Source organism: Ruegeria sp. AO1, from assembly GCF_056535985.1.
In genome coordinates this window covers 434,029-452,579 of record NZ_JBQFJC010000002.1, presented here as the reverse complement: position 1 = coordinate 452,579, position 18,551 = coordinate 434,029, and the positions used below count along the sequence as shown (strand labels likewise).

The following is an 18,551-nucleotide window of genomic DNA, read 5'->3' as shown; positions in this document are numbered from 1 at the left end:
TCGATCACCGGTTATTCGTGAAGGTAAACAGGGATTGCAGTGCGTACATCACCCGGTCCAGCAGGAAACCGATGATGCCGATGGTGAAGACCGCAACCATGATCTTTGCGAGCGAGCTGGACGAGCCGTTCTGGAACTCATCCCAGACAAACTTGCCCAAGCCGGGGTTCTGCGCCAGCATCTCCGCCGCGATCAGGACCATCCAGCCGACGCCCAGCGACAGGCGCAGGCCTGTGAAGATCAGGGGCAGGGCAGAAGGCAAAACCAGTTTGGTGATCTTGGTATAGGTGTTCATTTTCAACACCTTGGAGACATTCACCAGGTCCTTGTCGATGGAGGCTACACCCAGCGATGTATTGATCAGCGTGGGCCACAGCGAACAGAGTGTCACGGTGATGGCCGAGATCAGGAAGGATTTCGCGAACCAGCCGTCATTGGTGACATAAACGGCCGAGACGATCATGGTGACGATCGGCAACCAAGCCAGCGGAGACACCGGTTTGAAAATCTGGATCAGCGGGTTCAGCGCGGCATTGGCGGTCGGGGAAAGACCAGCGGCAATGCCAAGCGGCACGGCGACCACTGTGGCGATCAGAAAGCCGAAAAACACCGTTTTTATCGAGGTCCAGATCTGTTGGTAGTACGAAGGTGCCCCGGTAAAGGCGACTTCCTTCACCTTTTCGGGCTGACCGGCATCAATGAACTTTTGGTTGCGCTTTTCGACCATCGCTTCGAATTTGGCGCGTTTGGCGGCCTTGGCCTGTGCGTCTTCGTTCAGGCTGACCATTTCGCTCCAAACCTGCGCGGGTCCGGGGACCGCACCAAGCGAAGTCTGTACTTTCGGGGCCAGCGTGGCCCAGAGCAGCAGAAAGGCACAGATCGACAGCAGGGGAACGATCAACAATCGCCAAATCTCGGTCATCTGGGCGCGTGGGTTGTCTCCTGCGGCGGCCTTCAGGACGGGCGTGGCCCAGCTAAGGCCCAACACCTGAAACCATTTGTCGGCTGCGTTGATGCGGGTGAAAAGGCGGGCGCGACGTTCCTCTCTGGCAGCGTCTGCGTTGAATTCGGGATCGACCGTTGTCATCTGATGTGTCCTTGCGATGGCGGGGCACTTTTGGGTCCGCGCCCGACGAGGGCCGGGCGCGGCGTTTTGGGGAATTAGCCTTGTACGTCGGAACCGACGATCTTCTGCTCGCCCTTCAGACCGATGGAGAGGCTTTCGAGATAGGCGTTGGGGGTGCGGCCGTCATAGGCGATACCGTCGATGATATCCTCGGCCGGGGTCGGGGCTTTGTAGCCGTCGCTGTTCCAGGGGAAATCAGCCTCGTTCGCCAGACCTTCGTCAACCAGCAGGCGCGCGGCTTCAAGGTAGATCTCGGGCTTGTAGACTGACTTGGCGACTTCGTCATACCAGCTGTCGGGCTTGGCCTCGGCGATCTGACCCCAGCGGCGCATTTGAGTTAGGTACCAGACGGCGTCCGAGTAGAACGGGTAGGTCGCATTGTAGCGGAAGAACACGTTGAAATCGGGAACCTCGCGCTTGTCGCCCTTTTCGTATTCGAACGTGCCGGTCATCGAGTTGGCGATGACGTCATAATCCGCGCCCACATATTCCGGACGGCTCAGGATCTCGACCGCCTCGGGGCGGTTGGCGTTGTCGTTTTCATCCAGCCACTGCGCCGCGCGGATCAGCGCTTTGGTCACGGCCAGAGTGGTGTTTGGATACTCTTCGGCGAACTCGGCTGTGATGCCGAAGACCTTTTCTGGGTTGTTCTTCCAAAGCTCATAGTCGGTAATGACCGGGACGCCGATACCTTTGAACACGGCCTGCTGGTTCCAAGGCTCGCCCACGCAATAGCCGTAGATCGTACCGGCCTCCAAAGTGGCGGGCATTTGCGGCGGAGGCGTCACAGACAGGAAAACATCCGCGCCGATCTGGCCGGTTACGTTTTCGGGGCTGTAATACCCCGGATGCAGACCACCAGCGGCTAGCCAGTAGCGCAGCTCGTAGTTATGGGTCGAAACTGGGAAGACCATGCCCATGTTGAACGGCTTGCCTTCGGATTTGTATTTCTCAACGACCGGTGCCAAGGCCTCAGCACTGATCGGGTGCTGCGGGCGGCCATCATCCATCTTTGGGATATTGGGCTTCATTTCTTCCCAAATCTCGTTTGAGACGGTGATGCCGTTGCCGTTCAGGTCCATTGAGAAAGGCGTGATGATATGGGCTTCGGTCCCGTATCCGATGGTCGCCGCCAAAGGCTGGCCCGCCAGCATATGCGCGCCGTCCAGCTGCCCGCCAATCACGCCGTCCAGTAGCACTTTCCAGTTGGCTTGGGCTTCCAGCGTCACGAACAGACCTTCTTCCAGGAAATAGCCCTGTTCATAGGCGACGGCCAACGGCGCCATGTCTGTTAGCTTGATAAAGCCGAAGGTCAGCTCGTCTTTTTCCAGTTCCAGCTCGGCCAATGCCGGAGAGACAAGCGCGGTAGACGCAATAAGGCCCAGAAGTAGCTTTTTCATCTCGATCCCTTTCGGTTCAGCCCAATCGCTTTGGGCAAACAAAAAAGCCGCCGACACACACCGCCGGGAGGATTGGCGGGTGGTCGAGCGGCTCTGCTCTTGGTGGATGCCCATTTCGGCGGGCGAATTCTTACGGTGGGCGTCGTTGCCTGCCGTTGACCCGATTAAGCCTTGTCGGGTTTGGGTCGTCATCCTTTTTTGGCATTTCAGAGGTACTTTTTCTGCAATGCAGCACTGCCGAATGCTGCGCTGCAAAAAAATTAGGCAATCTTAACCGGTCGGCTCGAAAATGCGCCGGTCGAAAAAGACATTAGGGGGTAGAATCAGGCTGCCATGAGTTGAGGCCACAGCAGTCGAGGTAGGCAGCGCGCCCTCCAGCTTTTCCGAGGCGCCTGGTGATTCCACGCCCAGCCCTTGCAGTTCACGACGATAAAGATCGCTGCGAAAGACCTTGGCGGCCTGACGCTCAGCGGTTGTGACATCCAGCCCGTTTCGCAGAGCCAATTGATGCGCAATCCATTTCGCCTGGCTGCGCCATGGGAAGGTGGCGGCCCCATCAAAGAACTCGACGAACCCCTCAAGATGGCGCTGTTCGCCGCGGGCAGTGATCGTAAACTCTCCCATCAGGGCGCGGTCGATCAGTTCGGGCGAGACGTTGAGATAGGATTTGCGGGACAGCATCTCGGACGCGGTTGTGCGGCTGTCTTCACTTGATAGCCAACGCCCGGCGCGCCAGACGGCCCGCATCAGACTGCCGAGCAGATGCGGCTCGGTCTCGGCCCAGTCGTTGCGCACGGCCAGCACCTTTTCCGGCGCGCAGGTCCAGATCGCCTGGCCCGGTAGAAGTAGGGTACCGACATTGTCGTCGACCGCGAAGGATCCCCAGGGCTCACCCACGCAGAAGGCGTCGATTTCTCCTCCTGCGAGCGCCTGCGCCATCAATGGCGGTGGTACAGTGCGGATTTCCACCTTTTTCGAGGCCAGCGGTGTTCCCGCCACCCAGTAGCGAAGCAGTTCGACATGCATCGAGAAAGGGAATGGGACGCCAAAGACAAGAACGTCTCCGGCGGCTTTGGCCAATGCCGCGCCGGCTTTGGCGGCATCGGCAAAGTCAAAGCCATATCCCTGATGTGCCAACCGTCCGGCCAATTGCGTGCCAATTCCAATCACGGTGCCATTCATCGACAGCACCGACACGGCCGATAGCGGCGTTGCGATGCCGCCGAGTCCCAAGGCCATGGCAACCGGCACCGGAGACAGCAGGTGCGCCGCGTCCACATGCCCAAAGGCCAGCATGTCGCGCAGGGACGACCAGGATGGGGCAGGGCGCAGATCCAGCGAGATACCCTCGGCATGATCAAACCCCATCTCGCGCGCGACGATCAATGGGGCGGCATCGACCAGCGGCATGTAAGCCACGGGCAGCGTGACCGTTCTCATGACAGCAACCCCGAGGCCGTAACCAACGCTTCGGCGACCTCGGCCACCCTGCGGTTCTGGTTCATCGCGGTTTTGCGCAACAGGGCATAGGCCTCATCCTCGGGCACGCCTTTGGCCTTCATCAACAATCCTTTGGCGCGGTCGATCACCTTGCGTTCTTCCAGAGCGCGGCGGGTCTCGGCCAGTTCGGTCCGCATCTGGCGCAGCAACTGAAACCGGGCGATGGCCGTGTCGATCACCGGCTTGATCCGCTCAGCCTGCAGGCCGTCGACCACATAGGCTGAAACACCCGCTTCAACAGCGGCTTTTGCCAACCCCCCGGCTGCGCCGGACACAAACATGGCGACGGGACGCTCCAGTGGGCCGGACGCGACCGTCAATTCCTCGAGCATGTCGCGCGATGGGTTGTCGATATCAATCAGGACGATATCGGGGCTGTGGGTGGCAATCTTACGCGCCAATCCCGAGGCATTGCCGATCACGAACACATCGACATCGCCGGATTCCTTCAGCGCATCCACGATGGCAAAGGCCCGGTCTTGGTTCTGTTCTACGACAACAACTGTCAGGTTCTGGCTCATACGGAGTCAGTTGGGCGCGCCGCATGGGGTTGGCAACAGATCGATTGCTGCGCTTGCAAAGGGACCACAAGTGTAGATCAATTTTTGGGCGAACAACGTCTGAGTGCGTATTCTTCAGGCAATCACAGGTTGCAGCTATTGGAACTGCCTAGGGGTCAGACGCGTTCGTTCGATACAGTCGCCGCATCAGGGTCGGGGTCAGGTACATCGGAATCTGGTAGGCTCCGATAAAGACCATGATCGGGGCGATGACCTCGGACGGCAAAGCCACAAAGAACAGGGCAATATTGCGATTGCCTGCGATCAAGGAAATAGCCGTTGCTTGTGCTGCGGCGCTTCGCCTGCGCAATAGACTGAACATCACGACCTGAGCGCCGAAATTGATCACGCAGGCAAAAGCGACCCAAAACAGCGCTATGCCGGGGGCCTCTAAGGCAGTCGCGCTGAGTGATGGCATCAGGCCGATGACAAAGACCGCCAGGGTGATTGCGCCCAGCCCTTCAAGATTGCTGAGCGTGGACGCGGACGGGTTTCTGAGGACAGTCAGGCGCAAGACGATCGCGGCGGAGGCCGCAACGGCGATGGTCAGGAACAATCGGGCCGAGGCACCGGTGACGGCGCGAATATCCTCCAGCTCTGGCATGAGCCAGAAAACGGGCAGCGCCGTCAGGGGCAAAAGCGCGGTTCCCACCACCACAAGGCGCACCGCGTGTTCTGCCGGGTGTCCCATCATCAGGCACATGTTCGGACTGCCGGAAATCGAGGGCGCTGCGGCGACGATGAGCAGTGACAGGAAGATCGGCGAACTCATCCAGCCAGCCGTGTATCCAATGGCCAGAAGCGTCATCGGCACCGCAAGTTGCAGTGCTGCAATCGTGCGGATCACGTTACGCAGATCCGACAGCGAGCCGATGAGGGTCTTCGGCTCCATCCGCAGGACTGTCACGAACAGCAGTAACATCACCAGCGGCGGCAACAGCGGGCGCATCGGCTCGGCGAGGCTGGGCAGGAGGAGGCCGGCAACCAGCCCCGCGACCAGTACAATGGGGCCGTTGCGGGCCGCCAGATGCAGCGGGTTCAAGTGCCGCTACCCGCCGGGGCTCTGACGCAGGTTCTCGGGCAGCCAGGTGGCCAACTCAGGGAACCAGATCAGAACAAAAACCATCAGCACCATGATCAGGAACATCGGAATGGCGGCGCGGGCGATATAGCTCATCTCGTGGTTGGTCATGCCCTGCATCACGAACAGGTTGAACCCAATGGGCGGCGTGATCTGCGCCATCTCGACGACAACGACGATGAAGATGCCGAACCAGATCAGGTCAATGCCCGCATCGCGGATCATCGGCTCGACCACGGCCATGGTCAGCACGACCGAGGAGATGCCGTCCAGAAAACACCCCAGAATGATGTAGAAGACCAGCAGCACCATCAGCAGCTCGAACCGTGTCAGTTCCCACCCGGCGATCAGGTCGGCGAGGCCTCGGGGCAGGCCAGTGAAGCCCATCGACAACGACAGGAAGGCCGCGCCTGCAAGGATCAGGGCAATCATCGCGCTGGTGCGCGTTGCGCCCATCAAGCTTTCGGTGAAGGTCTTCCAGTTGAGCGAGCCTTGACCGGCGGCCAGCAATAGTCCTCCGATCACGCCAAATGCGGCGGCTTCGGTTGCAGTGGCATAGCCCAGATACATCGAGCCGATCACCACCGTGATGAGCAGGATCACCGGCAACAGGAAGCGAGAGTTGTGGATTTTCTCGCGGAAGCTCAGCTTGGCTTCGACGTTGGGCTGCCAGTCTTTGCCGAGTTTCGAGTAGATCGCGACATAGCCCATGAACATCGCAGCCAGAACGAGGCCTGGCAGGATGCCGGCAAAGAACAGCTTGGTGATCGATTCATTGATCGTGACGCCATAGACGATCAGCGTCAGCGAGGGCGGGATCATCAGGCCCAAGGTTGCCGCTCCGGTCAGGGTGCCGATGATCATACGTTCGGGGTAATTGCGCTTGCGCAGTTCCGGGATCGACATTTTGCCCACGGTGGTCAGTGTTGCCGCAGATGAGCCAGATACCGCGGCGAAGACCGTGCAGCCGACGATATTGGTATGCACCAATCCGCCGGGCAGAGGGGCCATCCACGGCGAAAGCCCTTTGAACATATCCTCGGATAATCGCGTTCGATACAGGATTTCGCCCATCCAAATGAACATGGGCAGGGCGGTCAGGGTCCAGGACGAGGACGCGGACCAGATCGTTGTGATCATGACGTCGCCGACGGGGCGGGTCGTGAACAGCTCCATCCCGACCCAGGCGACGCCCATCAGGGCAAGACCGACCCAAACGCCGGTGCCGAGCAGGGTGAAGAGGACAAAGATGAACAGGATGATGATCGAAAGGTTTTCCATTCGCTCATTCCCCCTGGCTTTGGTCGGCCAGATCGGGGGTGATGCGGTGATCCCCCTTGAACAGCACGTGGAGCAGATGGTCGGTTAGTGCGATGGCGAGGATCACGGCGCCGATCAGCATGGCGGATTGAGGAATCCACAGGGCGGTTCTGTCCTGCCCCTGACTGACATCGTTGAACTTCCAGCTCCAATAGACAAAGCGGTAGGCGTACCAGCAGAAATACCACATCACCGCTGTGCCGATGGCGAAACACCAGATTTCCAGAACACGCCTGAACCCGTCTGGAACAGCATTCAACAGAATGGACACACGGATATGACTGCCTCGGTTCAGCGCGTTGGCAAAGGCCAGAAAGGACGCGGCGGCCATGGCGTACCCGGCATAGTCGGGCGCGCCGGGAAAGACCTCTCCGGTCCAGCGGGCCAGCATCTGCACTACGATCAGCAGCAAAATGGCGATCAGGCTAAGCGCGGCCAGAACTCCGGCGGCTTGATAAATGAAATCCAGAACGGACCGAAGCCCACGCATAACCGCCATACTGTCCCCGCTTGGTTTGTTTTTTTGAGATGGTGCGGGCGGCAGAAGGGCCTGCCGCCCGATTTGGCGTTATTGCTGCGCGGCGTTGAACGCATCGACGATGGCTTTGCCCTCGTCGCCTGCAGCCTCAAGCCATTCATTGGTCATTGTGACGCCGATTTCTTTCAGCTCACCCACCATCTGGTCAGAGGCCGGACCAACGGTCATGCCACCGTCGCGCAGACCCTGCAGTGTAAAGCCGGTATATTCTTTGGCGCGCCAGTTGCCGGCATATTCGGCCAGTTCCGCGCACGCTTTTATGACATTCTTGTTGGCGTCAGACACACCCGACCAGACGTCCGAATTGACCATTACGTAGTTGCGCGGCAGCCAGGCGTCGACTTCGTAGAAATAGTTCAGGCTTTCCCAGACCTTGCGGTCATAGCCGGTCGACCCGGAGGACACCATCGAGTCCGCCACGCCGGTAGCAAAGGCCTGGCTGATCTCGGCGGCTTCAATCGTCACGGGCAGCATGCCCGTCAGTTCAGCCAGACGCGAGGTGGCGTTGTTGTAGGAGCGGAACTTGATGCCCTTCATGTCGGCGACCGAGTTCACCTCATTCTTGAAATACAGCCCCTGCGGCGGCCAAGGCACGGCGTAAAGCAGCGTCAGGTTTTGCTCGGCCAGCAGGCTCTCGATCGAGGGCTTGGCCGCTTCCCACAGCTTGGCGCTGTCATCGAAGGACGTGGCAAGGAAGGGGATCGAGTCGAAGCCGAACAGTGCGTTTTCGTTCTGGTGGCCGGACAACAGGCGCTCACCAATCGGAGCCTGCCCGGTTTGGATCGCGCGCTTGATGTCGGCACCCTTGAACAGAGAGCCCGAGGGGTGGGTCACGATTTCGATCTCGCCGCCGGTTCCGGTGGTTACACATTTGGCAAATTCAGCACCCGTGGCCGAGTGGAAGTTCGAGGCCGAATAGGCCATCGGCATGTCCCATTTCTCGGCCATGGCGGGGGCGGCCGCGGCGGCGGTCAATGCGGTTGCCGCAAGAAGGCTGGTGAGTTTCTTCATGATAGTCTCCCTATTGTTATGCGTTGGACTGGCTTCTTGAGCCGAATTATTCATGTTGCGAACCGTGCTGGCGCATAGACGCTCGTATCGGTGTTTGGCGTGCGCCCTGCGATCATTTGGGCCAGCAAACGGCCGGTTTTGGGGCCGCCGGTCAGGCCGATATGGTGGTGGCCGAAGCCCATATAGGCCCCGGAAATACCGGGAACCTCACCGATGATCGGGATCGAGTCCGCAGGGGCCGGTCGGTGCCCCATCCATTCAATTTCCTCCTTCCATGTCACGCCGGGCAGGGCTGCTCGGGCGTTCTTGCGCAGCAATTCAAACGGCGCGCGTGAGGACGGAGCGTCCAGCCCGCCAAATTCGACAATACCCGCCAACCGTATGCGCCCATCCATCGGTGTGGCAACAAATTTACCGGAGGCCACCATGACCGGGCTGCGGGGCATGGCCGATGGCGCGACCAGTTCAAGATGGTAGCCACGCTCGCTTTCCAGCGGGACCGAGATGCCCAGCCGTTTGGCCAGAAGCCCGGACCAGACGCCCGCGCTGACGATGGCCGTGTCGCAGGCGATGGTCTCGCCGCCCGCGCGCACGCCGGTGACTTTGCCTGCTTCACGGATAACATCCTCAACCTCGGCGCGCAGAATGCGCCCGCCATTGGCCTCGACATGGGCGGCAAGGTCTTTCACATAGCGGCCTGGATCTCTGATATGGCCGTGATCCGCCAGCCGGGTCGCAAATGAGATGTCGCGACTGAAGACTGGGTCATAGTCATGCAAGGCCTGCCCTTCGAGCTCATCCCAGTGAAACCCATGCTTGCGCCGGATGCCCCATCCAAAGGCGTCCCCTTCGAAATGCGCCCGATCGCGGTAGAGGAAAAGGTAGTCCGAGGGGACCAGCCATTTCTCCGCCCCGGTCCCTTCGGCGAGGGCTTTGTGGTCGTTCAAACTGTCGCCAATGATCGGGGTCAGGGCTGCTGCGATCCGGTCTACCTCGTGGGCTTTTGCGTGGCTCAAGTAGCGGGTCAGCCAAGGCACAAGCTTAGGGAAGTAACCCCATTTCATGAACAGCGGCTCGGATGGGCTGAACAGCATGCGGGGGGCTTTGCGTAGCAGGCCCGGCACCGTCACAGGCACGATCGAGCAGGACGCTAGAACCCCACCATTGCCATGAGACGTCCCCTCGGCAGGTCCTGCTTTATCAATCAGGATTACGTCATGCCCATCCCGCTGCAGCCAGACAGCGGCCGAGACGCCGACAATCCCGGCGCCTATGATGGTAATGGTTTTCTTGTCGCTCATGCTGCCCCCGATTTCGCAACCGCATAGTGGTTGAGCTTTGCCAGATCCGGCCTCCCGCCCAGTCCGGGGGCGTCTGGCACGATGACTTGACCGTCCCGCACCTCGAAAGGGGATTCCAGGATATCTTGCGTCAGAAAATAGCTGGCCTGATAGAATTCGCAGCCTAGCGTGATCTCGGGCGTTGCCGCGATCATGTGGGTTCCGGCGAGATGGGCCAAGCCTGCTTCAAACATGTCGCCGCCATAGGCGCTCAGCCCATGGGTGGCGGCGATGCGGGCGACCGTCTGGCCCCGCGTCAGACCACCGGATTTCATGATCTTGACCGAAACACCATCGCAAATCCCCTCGCGCGCGGCGCGCTCCATGTCTTCGGGGCCAAAGACACTTTCATCGGCCAGCAGAGGGACGTCGATCATCTGCTTCAGTTGGGCCATCATGCCTAAGTGATGCGCCCGAACGGGCTGTTCGATGAAGTCGGGTTGAAACTGGGCCACGTCGCGCACCTGCGCCGGGGCGTCCTCGATGCTCAGCCCCTGATTATAGTCCACGCGGACGGCCATTTCGGGGTGGTTCCGGGCCAGATATTCAAGCCGCATGATGTCGAAGGCATGATCCTTGAACCCTGTCTTGAGTTTCACGATCCGAACGCCGTCGTCGCGCAACCGCGCCAACAGGTCGATGTCCTGTGCGAAGTCAGGATTGGCGATGGAGCAGCTCAGCGGGATCGCATCACGGCACTTGCCGCCCAGCAAGGCCCAAACCGGAAGTGAGGAGATGCGGCCAGTCAGGTCCAGCAGTGCGGCCTCCAACGCGGCCTTGGCCTCGGTGCAGTGGGCGACGGCATGGGCGGCTTTGGCCATAATCGCCGCCCGGTCAGAAAGACGCGCGCCTAAAACCAGCGGGCGCAGATAGCGGTCCAGCGCGGCAAACGTGGCCTCGGGCGTGCCGGTAAAAACCGACCAGGGTGAGGCCTCACCAAACCCTTGCGTGCCGTCCTCAGTGGTCAATCTGAGGATGACGACCTCGCACGCGCCCTCGACCGAGCCGATGCCGTGATCCCGACGCGATGTCACCGGCAGCGCAAGATGCCATAGATCATAGCCCGTAATTTTCTGTTGTAGATCAGACATCCCACCTCCGGTCAGGACGCAGCCTGCCTTGACCAGAATATCATTTCAAATACTATATCTTGCTTATACTATCAGAAAAAGTGATGTCAGGATGTCCCTCAGATTTCGTCAGTTACAGGCTTTTCACGCGATCATGGAGACAGGGACGGTCACCGGCGCCGCGTCAGTGCTTGGCATTTCACAGCCGGGCATCAGCAACCTTCTGTCTCAGCTAGAGCGCGAGGCGCGTTTGCCCTTGTTCGAACGCACCAAGGGACGCTTACTGCCCACGCCCGAGGCCGAGCTTCTCTATCGTGAGGTCGACACCGTGGTGCGCGGGTTGGATCACGTGGCGCAGGCCGTAACGGATTTGCAGAACAAACACCCTGGTCAGTTGCAAGTCGCCGCCCCGCATATGCTGTCCTTCGGCTTCATGCCCCGCGAGATTGCGCGATTCTCGCAATCCCGTCCCAATCTGTCGGTCAGCTTTCAATCGCAGTATTCGTCGAAGATTCAGGAATGGGTGACGTCGGGCCTGTTCGAGATCGGCATCGTCGAGATGCCCATTCTGCACGACACCCTGAACGCCAAGGTTTTTCGGTTTGAAACGCTGGCGACATTTCCCGAAAACAGCCCTCTGGCCGCGCATGAGGTCCTGACGCCGGAACTGCTTGAAAAGGAGCCGTTCATCGTGATGGGGCCGGAGCATCAAACACACCGTCGGACGCGCGAGGTGTTCCAGAAGGCCGGGTGCGACTGGGGGACCAAGATCCACACGCATTTGTCGGAAAACCTGCTCAGCTTCGTCAAGGAGGGCATGGGTGTAGCCCTAATCGACCCGTTTACCGTGTCGTTCGATGGCGAGGCCGGCTATCGAACCCGGCCGTTTCAGCCGCCTGTGATGCTGGATCTTGCGGTCATCACCGCCAAAGGCCGCCCGCTATCCTCCATCGGGCAGGCGTTTCTGTCGCAGTTGATGACCTCGATTGAGACCTTTGCCGAGGGCGCGGTACCAGACGAAAGGCAGACGAGCGGATAACTCGGTTGGCAACCAGCATGAGGATGTGAAACTGTCGGTCGGAATCGACGCTCAGAACGCAGGAGGAGGGCAGATGATCGCACAGGGAGGGAAATCCATCTACGGGGCGTCGGTGGGTATCTTGATGCTTGACGCGCGGTTTCCGCGCATTCCGGGCGACATGGGCAACGCAACGACCTGGCCGTTTCCGGTGCTCTATCGGATCGTTCGCGATGCCTCGCCGGACCTTGTTGTGCGGCGTGGGGCCGAGGGCATGTTGAGCGCGTTTGTCGATGCGGCCCGTGACCTTGTCCGCGATGGCGCGGACGGCATTACCACGAATTGCGGTTTTCTGTCCTTATTCCAGCAAGAACTGTCCGAGGCCGTTTCGGTTCCGGTCGTGACCTCGTCCTTGATGCAGGTCGAGATGGTCAATCGCATTCTGCCAGCTGGAAAGCGTGCTGGGGTCCTGACCATCTCGGCCTCGACCCTGACGGAGGATCATTTGCGAAAAGCACAGGTGCCCGAAGGAACGCCGATCGGGACGACGGAAGGGGGGCAGGAATTCACGCGCGCAATTCTGGGGAATGAGGAGGCTCTGGATGCCGAAAAGGCGCGCGCTGATAATGTTGAGGCGGCTCTGCGGCTGCAAAAAAACCATTCTGAGCTTGGCGCGATCGTTCTGGAATGCACCAATATGTGCCCCTATGCGGCCGATATCCAAAGCGCGACGGGGTTGCCTGTTTTCTCGATTGTCAGCTTTGTGACGTGGTTCCAATCCGGTCTTTTGCCGCCAAGGTTCTGAAAACGCGGCACGGCACTCTGTTGGGAAAATTGAATAATAACAATGAATAAGGCAGAATTTTTCTACCCTCGCGTCAATTACTAAAAATTTAGTTTGACAGATGCGCGGTAAATCGCTGATGGTGGTTGCCATCCGGTTCGCGCCGGAATCCATAGTTTTTGGGAGGAAACAGATGCGGAGACATCTACTTTCCGCAGTGGCGGCGGCTGCCGTCATTGCGGGGCACGGTCCCGTTTGGGCCGACGAAGCCGCAGCACAACGTTGGATCGACGACGAATTCCAGCCATCGACTCTGTCGAAAGACGAACAGATGGGCGAGATGAAGTGGTTCATCGAAGCTGCACAGCCTTATGCCGGCATGGAAATCAACGTTCTGTCAGAAGGCATTCCAACGCACTCGTATGAGTCCGAGGTGCTGACCAAGGCGTTCGAAGAGATCACCGGGATCAAGGTGAACCACCAGATCCTCGGCGAGGGCGAAGTGGTTCAGGCCGTTCAGACCCAGCTGCAGACGGGCCGGAACCTCTATGACGGTTACGTCAATGACAGCGACCTGATCGGGACGCACTCGCGCCTGCAACTGGCCTATCCGCTGACCGACATGATGGCAGGCGACTGGGCGGCGACAACCTCGCCGACTCTGGATCTGGATGACTTCATGGGCATTCAGTTCACCACAGGTCCGGATGGCAAGCTCTATCAGCTGCCCGACCAGCAGTTTGCAAACCTCTACTGGTTCCGCAAGGACTGGTTCGATGACGAGGCCAACAAGGCCGCGTTCAAAGAAAAGTACGGCTATGACCTTGGCGTTCCGGTCAACTGGTCGGCCTACGAAGACATTGCCGAGTTTTTCACCAACGACGTGAAAGAGATCGACGGTGTGACAATCTACGGTCACATGGACTATGGCAAACGCGCACCTGACCTGGGCTGGCGTATGACCGACGCATGGCTGTCGATGGCCGGTGCCGGTGACGTGGGTGAGCCGAACGGTGTACCCGTTGATGAATGGGGCATCCGCATGGAAGCGGGCACCTGTAACCCTGTTGGGGCCTCCGTCTCGCGCGGTGGCGCGGCCAACGGTCCGGCTGCGGTCTACGCGATCCGCAAGTGGGATGAGTGGCTGCGGGCTTATGCGCCTCCGGGTGCTGCGTCTTATGACTTCTACCAGTCGCTGCCAGCGCTTAGCCAAGGCAACGTGGCCCAGCAGATCTTCTGGTACACCGCCTTTACCGCTGACATGGTGAAGCCGAAGTCCGAAGGCAACAACACCGTGGATGACGAAGGCACGCCGCTGTGGCGGATGGCGCCCAGCCCGCACGGCCCCTATTGGGAAGAAGGCCAGAAGGTCGGCTACCAAGACGTGGGTTCCTGGACGTTCCTTAAATCGACCCCCGAGGATCGTGCTCAGGCTGCTTGGCTCTATGCTCAGTTCGTGACGTCCAAGACTGTTGACGTGAAGAAGTCCCATGTGGGTCTGACCTTCATCCGCGACAGTTCGGTCAACCACGAGTCGTTCACCGAACGCGCACCCAAGCTGGGTGGTCTGGTCGAGTTCTACCGCTCGCCTGACCGTGTGGCATGGTCGCCGACCGGCATCAACGTGCCGGATTATCCGAAGCTGGCCCAAATCTGGTGGCAGCAGATCGGTGACGTGAACTCGGGCGCCTTCACCCCGCAAGAGGCGATGGATCGTCTGGCCGAGGAAATGGACATCACCATGGCCCGTATGCAGGCCGCGGATGAAAGCGCCGGCGTCTACGGCGGCTGTGGTCCACGTCTGAACGAGCCGCAGGATCCTGCCTTCTGGCTGGAGAAAGAGGGCTCGCCCAAGGCCAAGCTTGAGAACGAAAAGCCGCAAGGCCAGACCGTCAACTATGACGAACTGGTTCAGCGCTGGCAGTCTCAGTAAGCGATTGAAACCGGGGGTGCCGATTGCGGCATCCCCATCCCAAGACCAAGACAGCGCATCGCGCTGCGGGATCGGAATTCACGGACATGATCGAACTTAAAGACGCGACCAAACGGGTCGGGAACGTCATCCATATCAAACCCACATCCCTGACACTGCAGACCGGCCATTTCAATGTGCTGCTGGGCGCGACGGGATCGGGCAAGACCTCTCTGATCAAGATGATGGCCGGGTTGGACCCAATTGCCTCGGGCAAGGTCTTCATGGATGGGCAGGATGTGACAAAGCTGAACACGCAGAAGCGGCAGATCAGCCTGGTCCACCAGTTCTTCGTGAACTACCCGCATATGACCGTTTTCGACAACATCGCATCGCCTCTGCGCGTAGCTGGTATGGCGAAATCCGAAATCGAAGGCCGTGTGGAAGAGGCTGCCGATCTGCTTCAACTGCGCCCGATGCTGCATCGCCGTCCGCATGAGCTGTCCGGTGGTCAGCAACAACGCACCGCCTTGGCGCGTGCGATTGCGAAAGAAAGCCGCGCCGTGTTCCTGGATGAGCCGCTTGCAAACCTCGACTACAAGCTGCGCGAAGAGCTGCGTGAGCAGTTGCCCGATCTGTTCGCCGGGCGTGGCGCCGTGGTGGTCTATGCGACCTCGGAACCCGAAGAGGCGCTCTTGCTGGGTGGACATACCGCATTGATGGAAGACGGGTATGTGACGCAGTTCGGCCCAACGGCTGATATCTACCGCAATCCCGAAAATCTGGCTGCGGCACGCGTATTCTCGGACCCGCCGATCAACGTGGCGCGTATCACGGTATCCGGCGCACAAGCGCAGCTTGCCGGAGGCGGCGGCTGGGCGGTTCAGAATATGGCCGATGGCGAATACATGGTCGCCGTGCGTCCGCATCGCGTCACTCCAATCCGGACATCTGAGGCTGACGTTGAACTGACAGGCCGCGTGATTGTGACCGAACTGTCGGGATCGGATTCCAGCGCGCATTTCCGGCATGGCTCGGACGACTGGGTGTCTTTGGCGGCAGGGGTTCACCCCTATCAGGTCGGCGAGGATCACAGTTTCTACATGAACCCGGCGCATTGCCGGTATTTCGGCCAAGACGGCCAAAGGGTGGCCTGACATGGCACAGATCAAGCTTTCCAATCTGCGACACAGCTACATGCCCGTGCCGAAAGGCCCCGAGGACTATGCGCTGAAAGAAGTCGATGTCACGTGGCGCGACGGCGGGGCCTATGCGTTGCTGGGGCCCTCGGGCTGCGGCAAGTCCACTCTGCTGAATATCATCTCGGGGCTGCTTACACCGTCTGAGGGGCAGATTCTGTTTGACGGTCAGGATGTTACGGCCCTTCCACCCGATCAGCGCAACATTGCGCAGGTGTTCCAGTTTCCGGTGATCTACGACACGATGACCGTGGGCGAAAACCTGGCCTTTCCCCTGAAGAACCGAGGTGTCGACCCCGCCAAAATCAAGCGGCGCGTCGATGAGATCGCCGAGATGCTGGACGTCACGGACATGCTGAACACCCGCGCCAGCGGCCTCAGCCCAGATAACAAGCAGAAGATCTCGATGGGGCGCGGACTGGTGCGCGACGATGTGAACGCGGTGATGTTTGATGAGCCGCTGACCGTGATTGACCCGCATCTGAAATGGAAGCTGCGCTCGAAGCTGAAGGAGCTGCACCAGAAAGTGCAGGCAACCATGATCTACGTGACCCACGACCAGACAGAGGCGTTGACCTTCGCGGATGAGGTGGTCGTGATGCAAGACGGCGAAGTTGTGCAGATCGGTACTCCGGTGGAGTTGTTCGAGCGCCCTCAACACACTTTTGTTGGCCATTTCATCGGCTCTCCCGGCATGAATGTTCTGCCCTGTGACGCCAAGGGCGACCGGGCCGTGTTTGAGGGCCATGAAGTGGTGCTGGAAGGCCCAACCCACGGCGATGGAGGACGCACCGATCTGGGTATCCGTCCGGAATATGTGGGCTTCGGCGATACAGGTATTCCGGCGCATGTCACGAAAGTGTCCGATATCGGCCGCCACTATGTGGTCAGCGCGATGGTCGGCAATACGGCTCTCAAGGCCGTGACCGAACACTCTGTTCCTGAACCGGGTTCGCAAGTGTTCCTGCAATTTAAACCAGAACAATCCCGCGTTTACCGCGACGGCTGGATCGCAACCGAGGAGCGCAGCTGATGAGAACAGAAAACCAAAAAGCATGGTTCTTTGTCCTGCCGGTGCTGGCGTTGGTGGCGTTCAACGCGCTGGTACCGATGATGACGGTGGTCAATTACTCGGTGCAGGAAACCTTCGGCAACAACCAGTTCTTCTGGGAAGGGCTTGGCTGGTTCGAGCAAATCTTGCGCTCGGATCGCTTTCAGGCCGCGTTGGGACGGCAGTTCCTGTTCACCTTCCTGATCCTTCTGATCGAGGTGCCTTTGGGCATCATCGTCGCCCTGTCGATGCCGCGCAAAGGCTTCTGGGTGCCGGTCTGTCTGGTCCTGATGGCCCTGCCGATGTTGATTCCGTGGAACGTGGTCGGCTCGATGTGGAACATCTTCACTCTGCCCAAGATCGGCCTGCTGGGCTACTTCCTGAATGACGTTCTGGGCATCAACTATGACATGACGCAACAGCCTCTGTCGGCTTGGATCACTGTCGTCGTCATGGATGTCTGGCACTGGACTTCGCTGGTCGTGCTGCTGTGCTATGCGGGCCTGGTGTCGATCCCGGATGCCTATTATCAGGCCGCCAAGATCGACGGCGCCAGCCCGTGGTCGGTGTTCCGCTATATCCAACTGCCTAAGATGAAAACCGTCCTGACCATCGCCGTTCTGCTGCGCTTCATGGACAGTTTCAACATCTATACCGAGCCCTTCGTTCTAACCGGCGGTGGCCCGGGCAACTCAACCACCCTGTTGTCGATCGACCTTGTGAAGATCGCGTTGGGACAGTTCGACCTTGGCCCTGCAGCCGCGATGAGCCTGATCTACTTCGCTATCACGCTGCTGGTCAGCTGGGTCTTCTACACTCTGATGACAAAGGATGACGCGCAATGAAGAAGCGGTCTCTTATCCCGATCCTCTATATCGCGTTTCTGATGCTGCCGATCTATTGGCTGGTGGCGATGTCCTTCAAGACCACGAACGAGATCCTGTCGGGCTTTTCCCTGTTTCCCCAGACCTTCACGCTGGAGAACTACACCACTATCCTCACCGACCCGACGTGGTACTGGGGCTATATCAACTCGATCATCTATGTGACGATCAACACAGTTCTGTCGGTCTGTGTGGCCTTGCCTGCGGCCTATGCGTTCTCACGCTATCGGTTTCTGGGCGACAAGCAGCTGTTCTTCTGGCTGCTGACCAACCGGATGGCCCCTGCTGCTGTGTTTGCGCTGCCGTTCTTCCAGCTCTACTCCTCGATCGGTCTGTTTGACACTCACCTCGCCGTGGCTTTGGCGCATACGCTGTTCAATGTGCCTTTGGCGGTGTGGATTCTGGAAGGGTTCATGCGGGGTATCCCGAAAGAGCTGGACGAGACGGCCTATGTTGACGGCTATTCCTTCCCGCGATTCTTCGTGACGATCTTCCTGCCCAACATCAAAGCGGGTGTGGGTGTTGCAGCCTTCTTCTGCTTCATGTTCTCGTGGGTCGAGATGCTGTTGGCCAAGACGCTCACCGCGGTTGAGGCCAAACCCATCGCCGCCGTGATGACCCGCACCGCCTCGAGCGCGGGGTATGAGTTGGGTCTGCTGGCAGCCGCTGGAACCCTGACCATCATTCCCGGCGCCATTGTCATCTGGTTTGTCCGCAACTACATCGCGCGTGGTTTCGCGATGGGACGTGTATGAGG

The 18,551-nt window shown here is 59.4% G+C and carries 17 protein-coding genes; 7 read left to right on the top strand and 10 right to left on the bottom strand.

Going from position 1 to position 18,551, the window contains the following annotated elements; all coding sequences use genetic code 11:
* Window positions 1-4 precede the first annotated feature (4 nt).
* From ACR3FB_RS20270 to ACR3FB_RS20225, 10 genes are all read right to left on the bottom strand, one after another.
* Window positions 5-1,087 carry an ABC transporter permease gene (locus ACR3FB_RS20270; RefSeq protein ID WP_170378572.1) on the bottom strand — a complete coding sequence of 361 codons (1,083 nt, stop codon included), beginning with the start codon at window positions 1,085-1,087 and terminating at the stop codon, window positions 5-7.
* Window positions 1,088-1,161: 74 nt separating this feature from the next.
* Window positions 1,162-2,526: a CmpA/NrtA family ABC transporter substrate-binding protein gene (locus ACR3FB_RS20265; RefSeq protein ID WP_480566777.1), complete on the bottom strand. Its 1,365-nt coding sequence runs from the start codon at window positions 2,524-2,526 to the stop codon at window positions 1,162-1,164.
* A gap of 270 nt (window positions 2,527-2,796) precedes the next feature.
* On the bottom strand, window positions 2,797-3,966 hold the full coding sequence (locus tag ACR3FB_RS20260; RefSeq protein ID WP_480566741.1) for an ABC transporter substrate-binding protein: 1,170 nt from the start codon (window positions 3,964-3,966) through the stop codon (window positions 2,797-2,799).
* The gene (locus ACR3FB_RS20255; protein ID WP_480566740.1) at window positions 3,963-4,547 is read right to left on the bottom strand and encodes an ANTAR domain-containing response regulator; all 585 of its coding nucleotides are present in this window, start codon (window positions 4,545-4,547) and stop codon (window positions 3,963-3,965) included. Before ACR3FB_RS20255 ends, ACR3FB_RS20260 begins: the two co-directional genes overlap by 4 nt.
* Before the next feature lie 148 nt (window positions 4,548-4,695).
* Window positions 4,696-5,628 (bottom strand): hypothetical protein, encoded by a 933-nt coding sequence (locus tag ACR3FB_RS20250; RefSeq protein ID WP_480566738.1) that lies wholly within the window; start codon window positions 5,626-5,628, stop codon window positions 4,696-4,698.
* Between the two features lie 6 nt (window positions 5,629-5,634).
* A complete protein-coding gene (locus tag ACR3FB_RS20245; protein WP_170461618.1) occupies window positions 5,635-6,948 on the bottom strand; it encodes a TRAP transporter large permease in 1,314 nt (437 codons plus the stop codon).
* Window positions 6,949-6,952: 4 nt separating this feature from the next.
* Window positions 6,953-7,477 carry a TRAP transporter small permease gene (locus tag ACR3FB_RS20240; RefSeq protein ID WP_419738744.1) on the bottom strand — a complete coding sequence of 175 codons (525 nt, stop codon included), beginning with the start codon at window positions 7,475-7,477 and terminating at the stop codon, window positions 6,953-6,955.
* 78 nt (window positions 7,478-7,555) lie between these two features.
* Window positions 7,556-8,536 carry a TRAP transporter substrate-binding protein gene (locus tag ACR3FB_RS20235; RefSeq protein WP_170378565.1) on the bottom strand — a complete coding sequence of 327 codons (981 nt, stop codon included), beginning with the start codon at window positions 8,534-8,536 and terminating at the stop codon, window positions 7,556-7,558.
* Between the two features lie 50 nt (window positions 8,537-8,586).
* Window positions 8,587-9,837, bottom strand: coding sequence for an NAD(P)/FAD-dependent oxidoreductase (locus tag ACR3FB_RS20230; RefSeq protein ID WP_480566736.1), 1,251 nt, complete (start codon window positions 9,835-9,837; stop codon window positions 8,587-8,589).
* Window positions 9,834-10,967, bottom strand: a complete 1,134-nt coding sequence (locus ACR3FB_RS20225; RefSeq protein WP_480566735.1) for an enolase C-terminal domain-like protein — start codon at window positions 10,965-10,967, stop codon at window positions 9,834-9,836. Before ACR3FB_RS20225 ends, ACR3FB_RS20230 begins: the two co-directional genes overlap by 4 nt.
* Before the next feature lie 91 nt (window positions 10,968-11,058).
* Here ACR3FB_RS20225 and ACR3FB_RS20220 point away from each other — a divergent pair, with 91 nt between their 5' ends.
* The 7 genes from ACR3FB_RS20220 to ACR3FB_RS20190 all read left to right on the top strand — a co-directional run bounded on the left by ACR3FB_RS20220 (window position 11,059) and on the right by ACR3FB_RS20190 (window position 18,549).
* Window positions 11,059-11,985, top strand: coding sequence for a LysR family transcriptional regulator (locus ACR3FB_RS20220; RefSeq protein ID WP_480566733.1), 927 nt, complete (start codon window positions 11,059-11,061; stop codon window positions 11,983-11,985).
* A gap of 73 nt (window positions 11,986-12,058) precedes the next feature.
* A complete protein-coding gene (locus ACR3FB_RS20215; RefSeq protein WP_480566732.1) occupies window positions 12,059-12,769 on the top strand; it encodes an aspartate/glutamate racemase family protein in 711 nt (236 codons plus the stop codon).
* Window positions 12,770-12,941: 172 nt separating this feature from the next.
* Complete coding sequence (locus ACR3FB_RS20210) at window positions 12,942-14,681, top strand: ABC transporter substrate-binding protein (RefSeq protein ID WP_170461605.1); 1,740 nt, start codon at window positions 12,942-12,944, stop codon at window positions 14,679-14,681.
* A gap of 86 nt (window positions 14,682-14,767) precedes the next feature.
* A complete protein-coding gene (locus ACR3FB_RS20205; RefSeq protein ID WP_170461603.1) occupies window positions 14,768-15,817 on the top strand; it encodes an ABC transporter ATP-binding protein in 1,050 nt (349 codons plus the stop codon).
* Between the two features lies 1 nt (window position 15,818).
* On the top strand, window positions 15,819-16,892 hold the full coding sequence (locus ACR3FB_RS20200) for an ABC transporter ATP-binding protein (RefSeq protein WP_480566730.1): 1,074 nt from the start codon (window positions 15,819-15,821) through the stop codon (window positions 16,890-16,892).
* Window positions 16,892-17,755, top strand: a complete 864-nt coding sequence (locus ACR3FB_RS20195; RefSeq protein WP_085807799.1) for a carbohydrate ABC transporter permease — start codon at window positions 16,892-16,894, stop codon at window positions 17,753-17,755. The genes ACR3FB_RS20200 and ACR3FB_RS20195 overlap by 1 nt, the downstream gene beginning before the upstream one ends.
* Window positions 17,752-18,549 (top strand): carbohydrate ABC transporter permease, encoded by a 798-nt coding sequence (locus tag ACR3FB_RS20190; protein ID WP_170378551.1) that lies wholly within the window; start codon window positions 17,752-17,754, stop codon window positions 18,547-18,549. The genes ACR3FB_RS20195 and ACR3FB_RS20190 overlap by 4 nt, the downstream gene beginning before the upstream one ends.
* The last annotated feature ends 2 nt before the right edge of the window (window positions 18,550-18,551 follow it).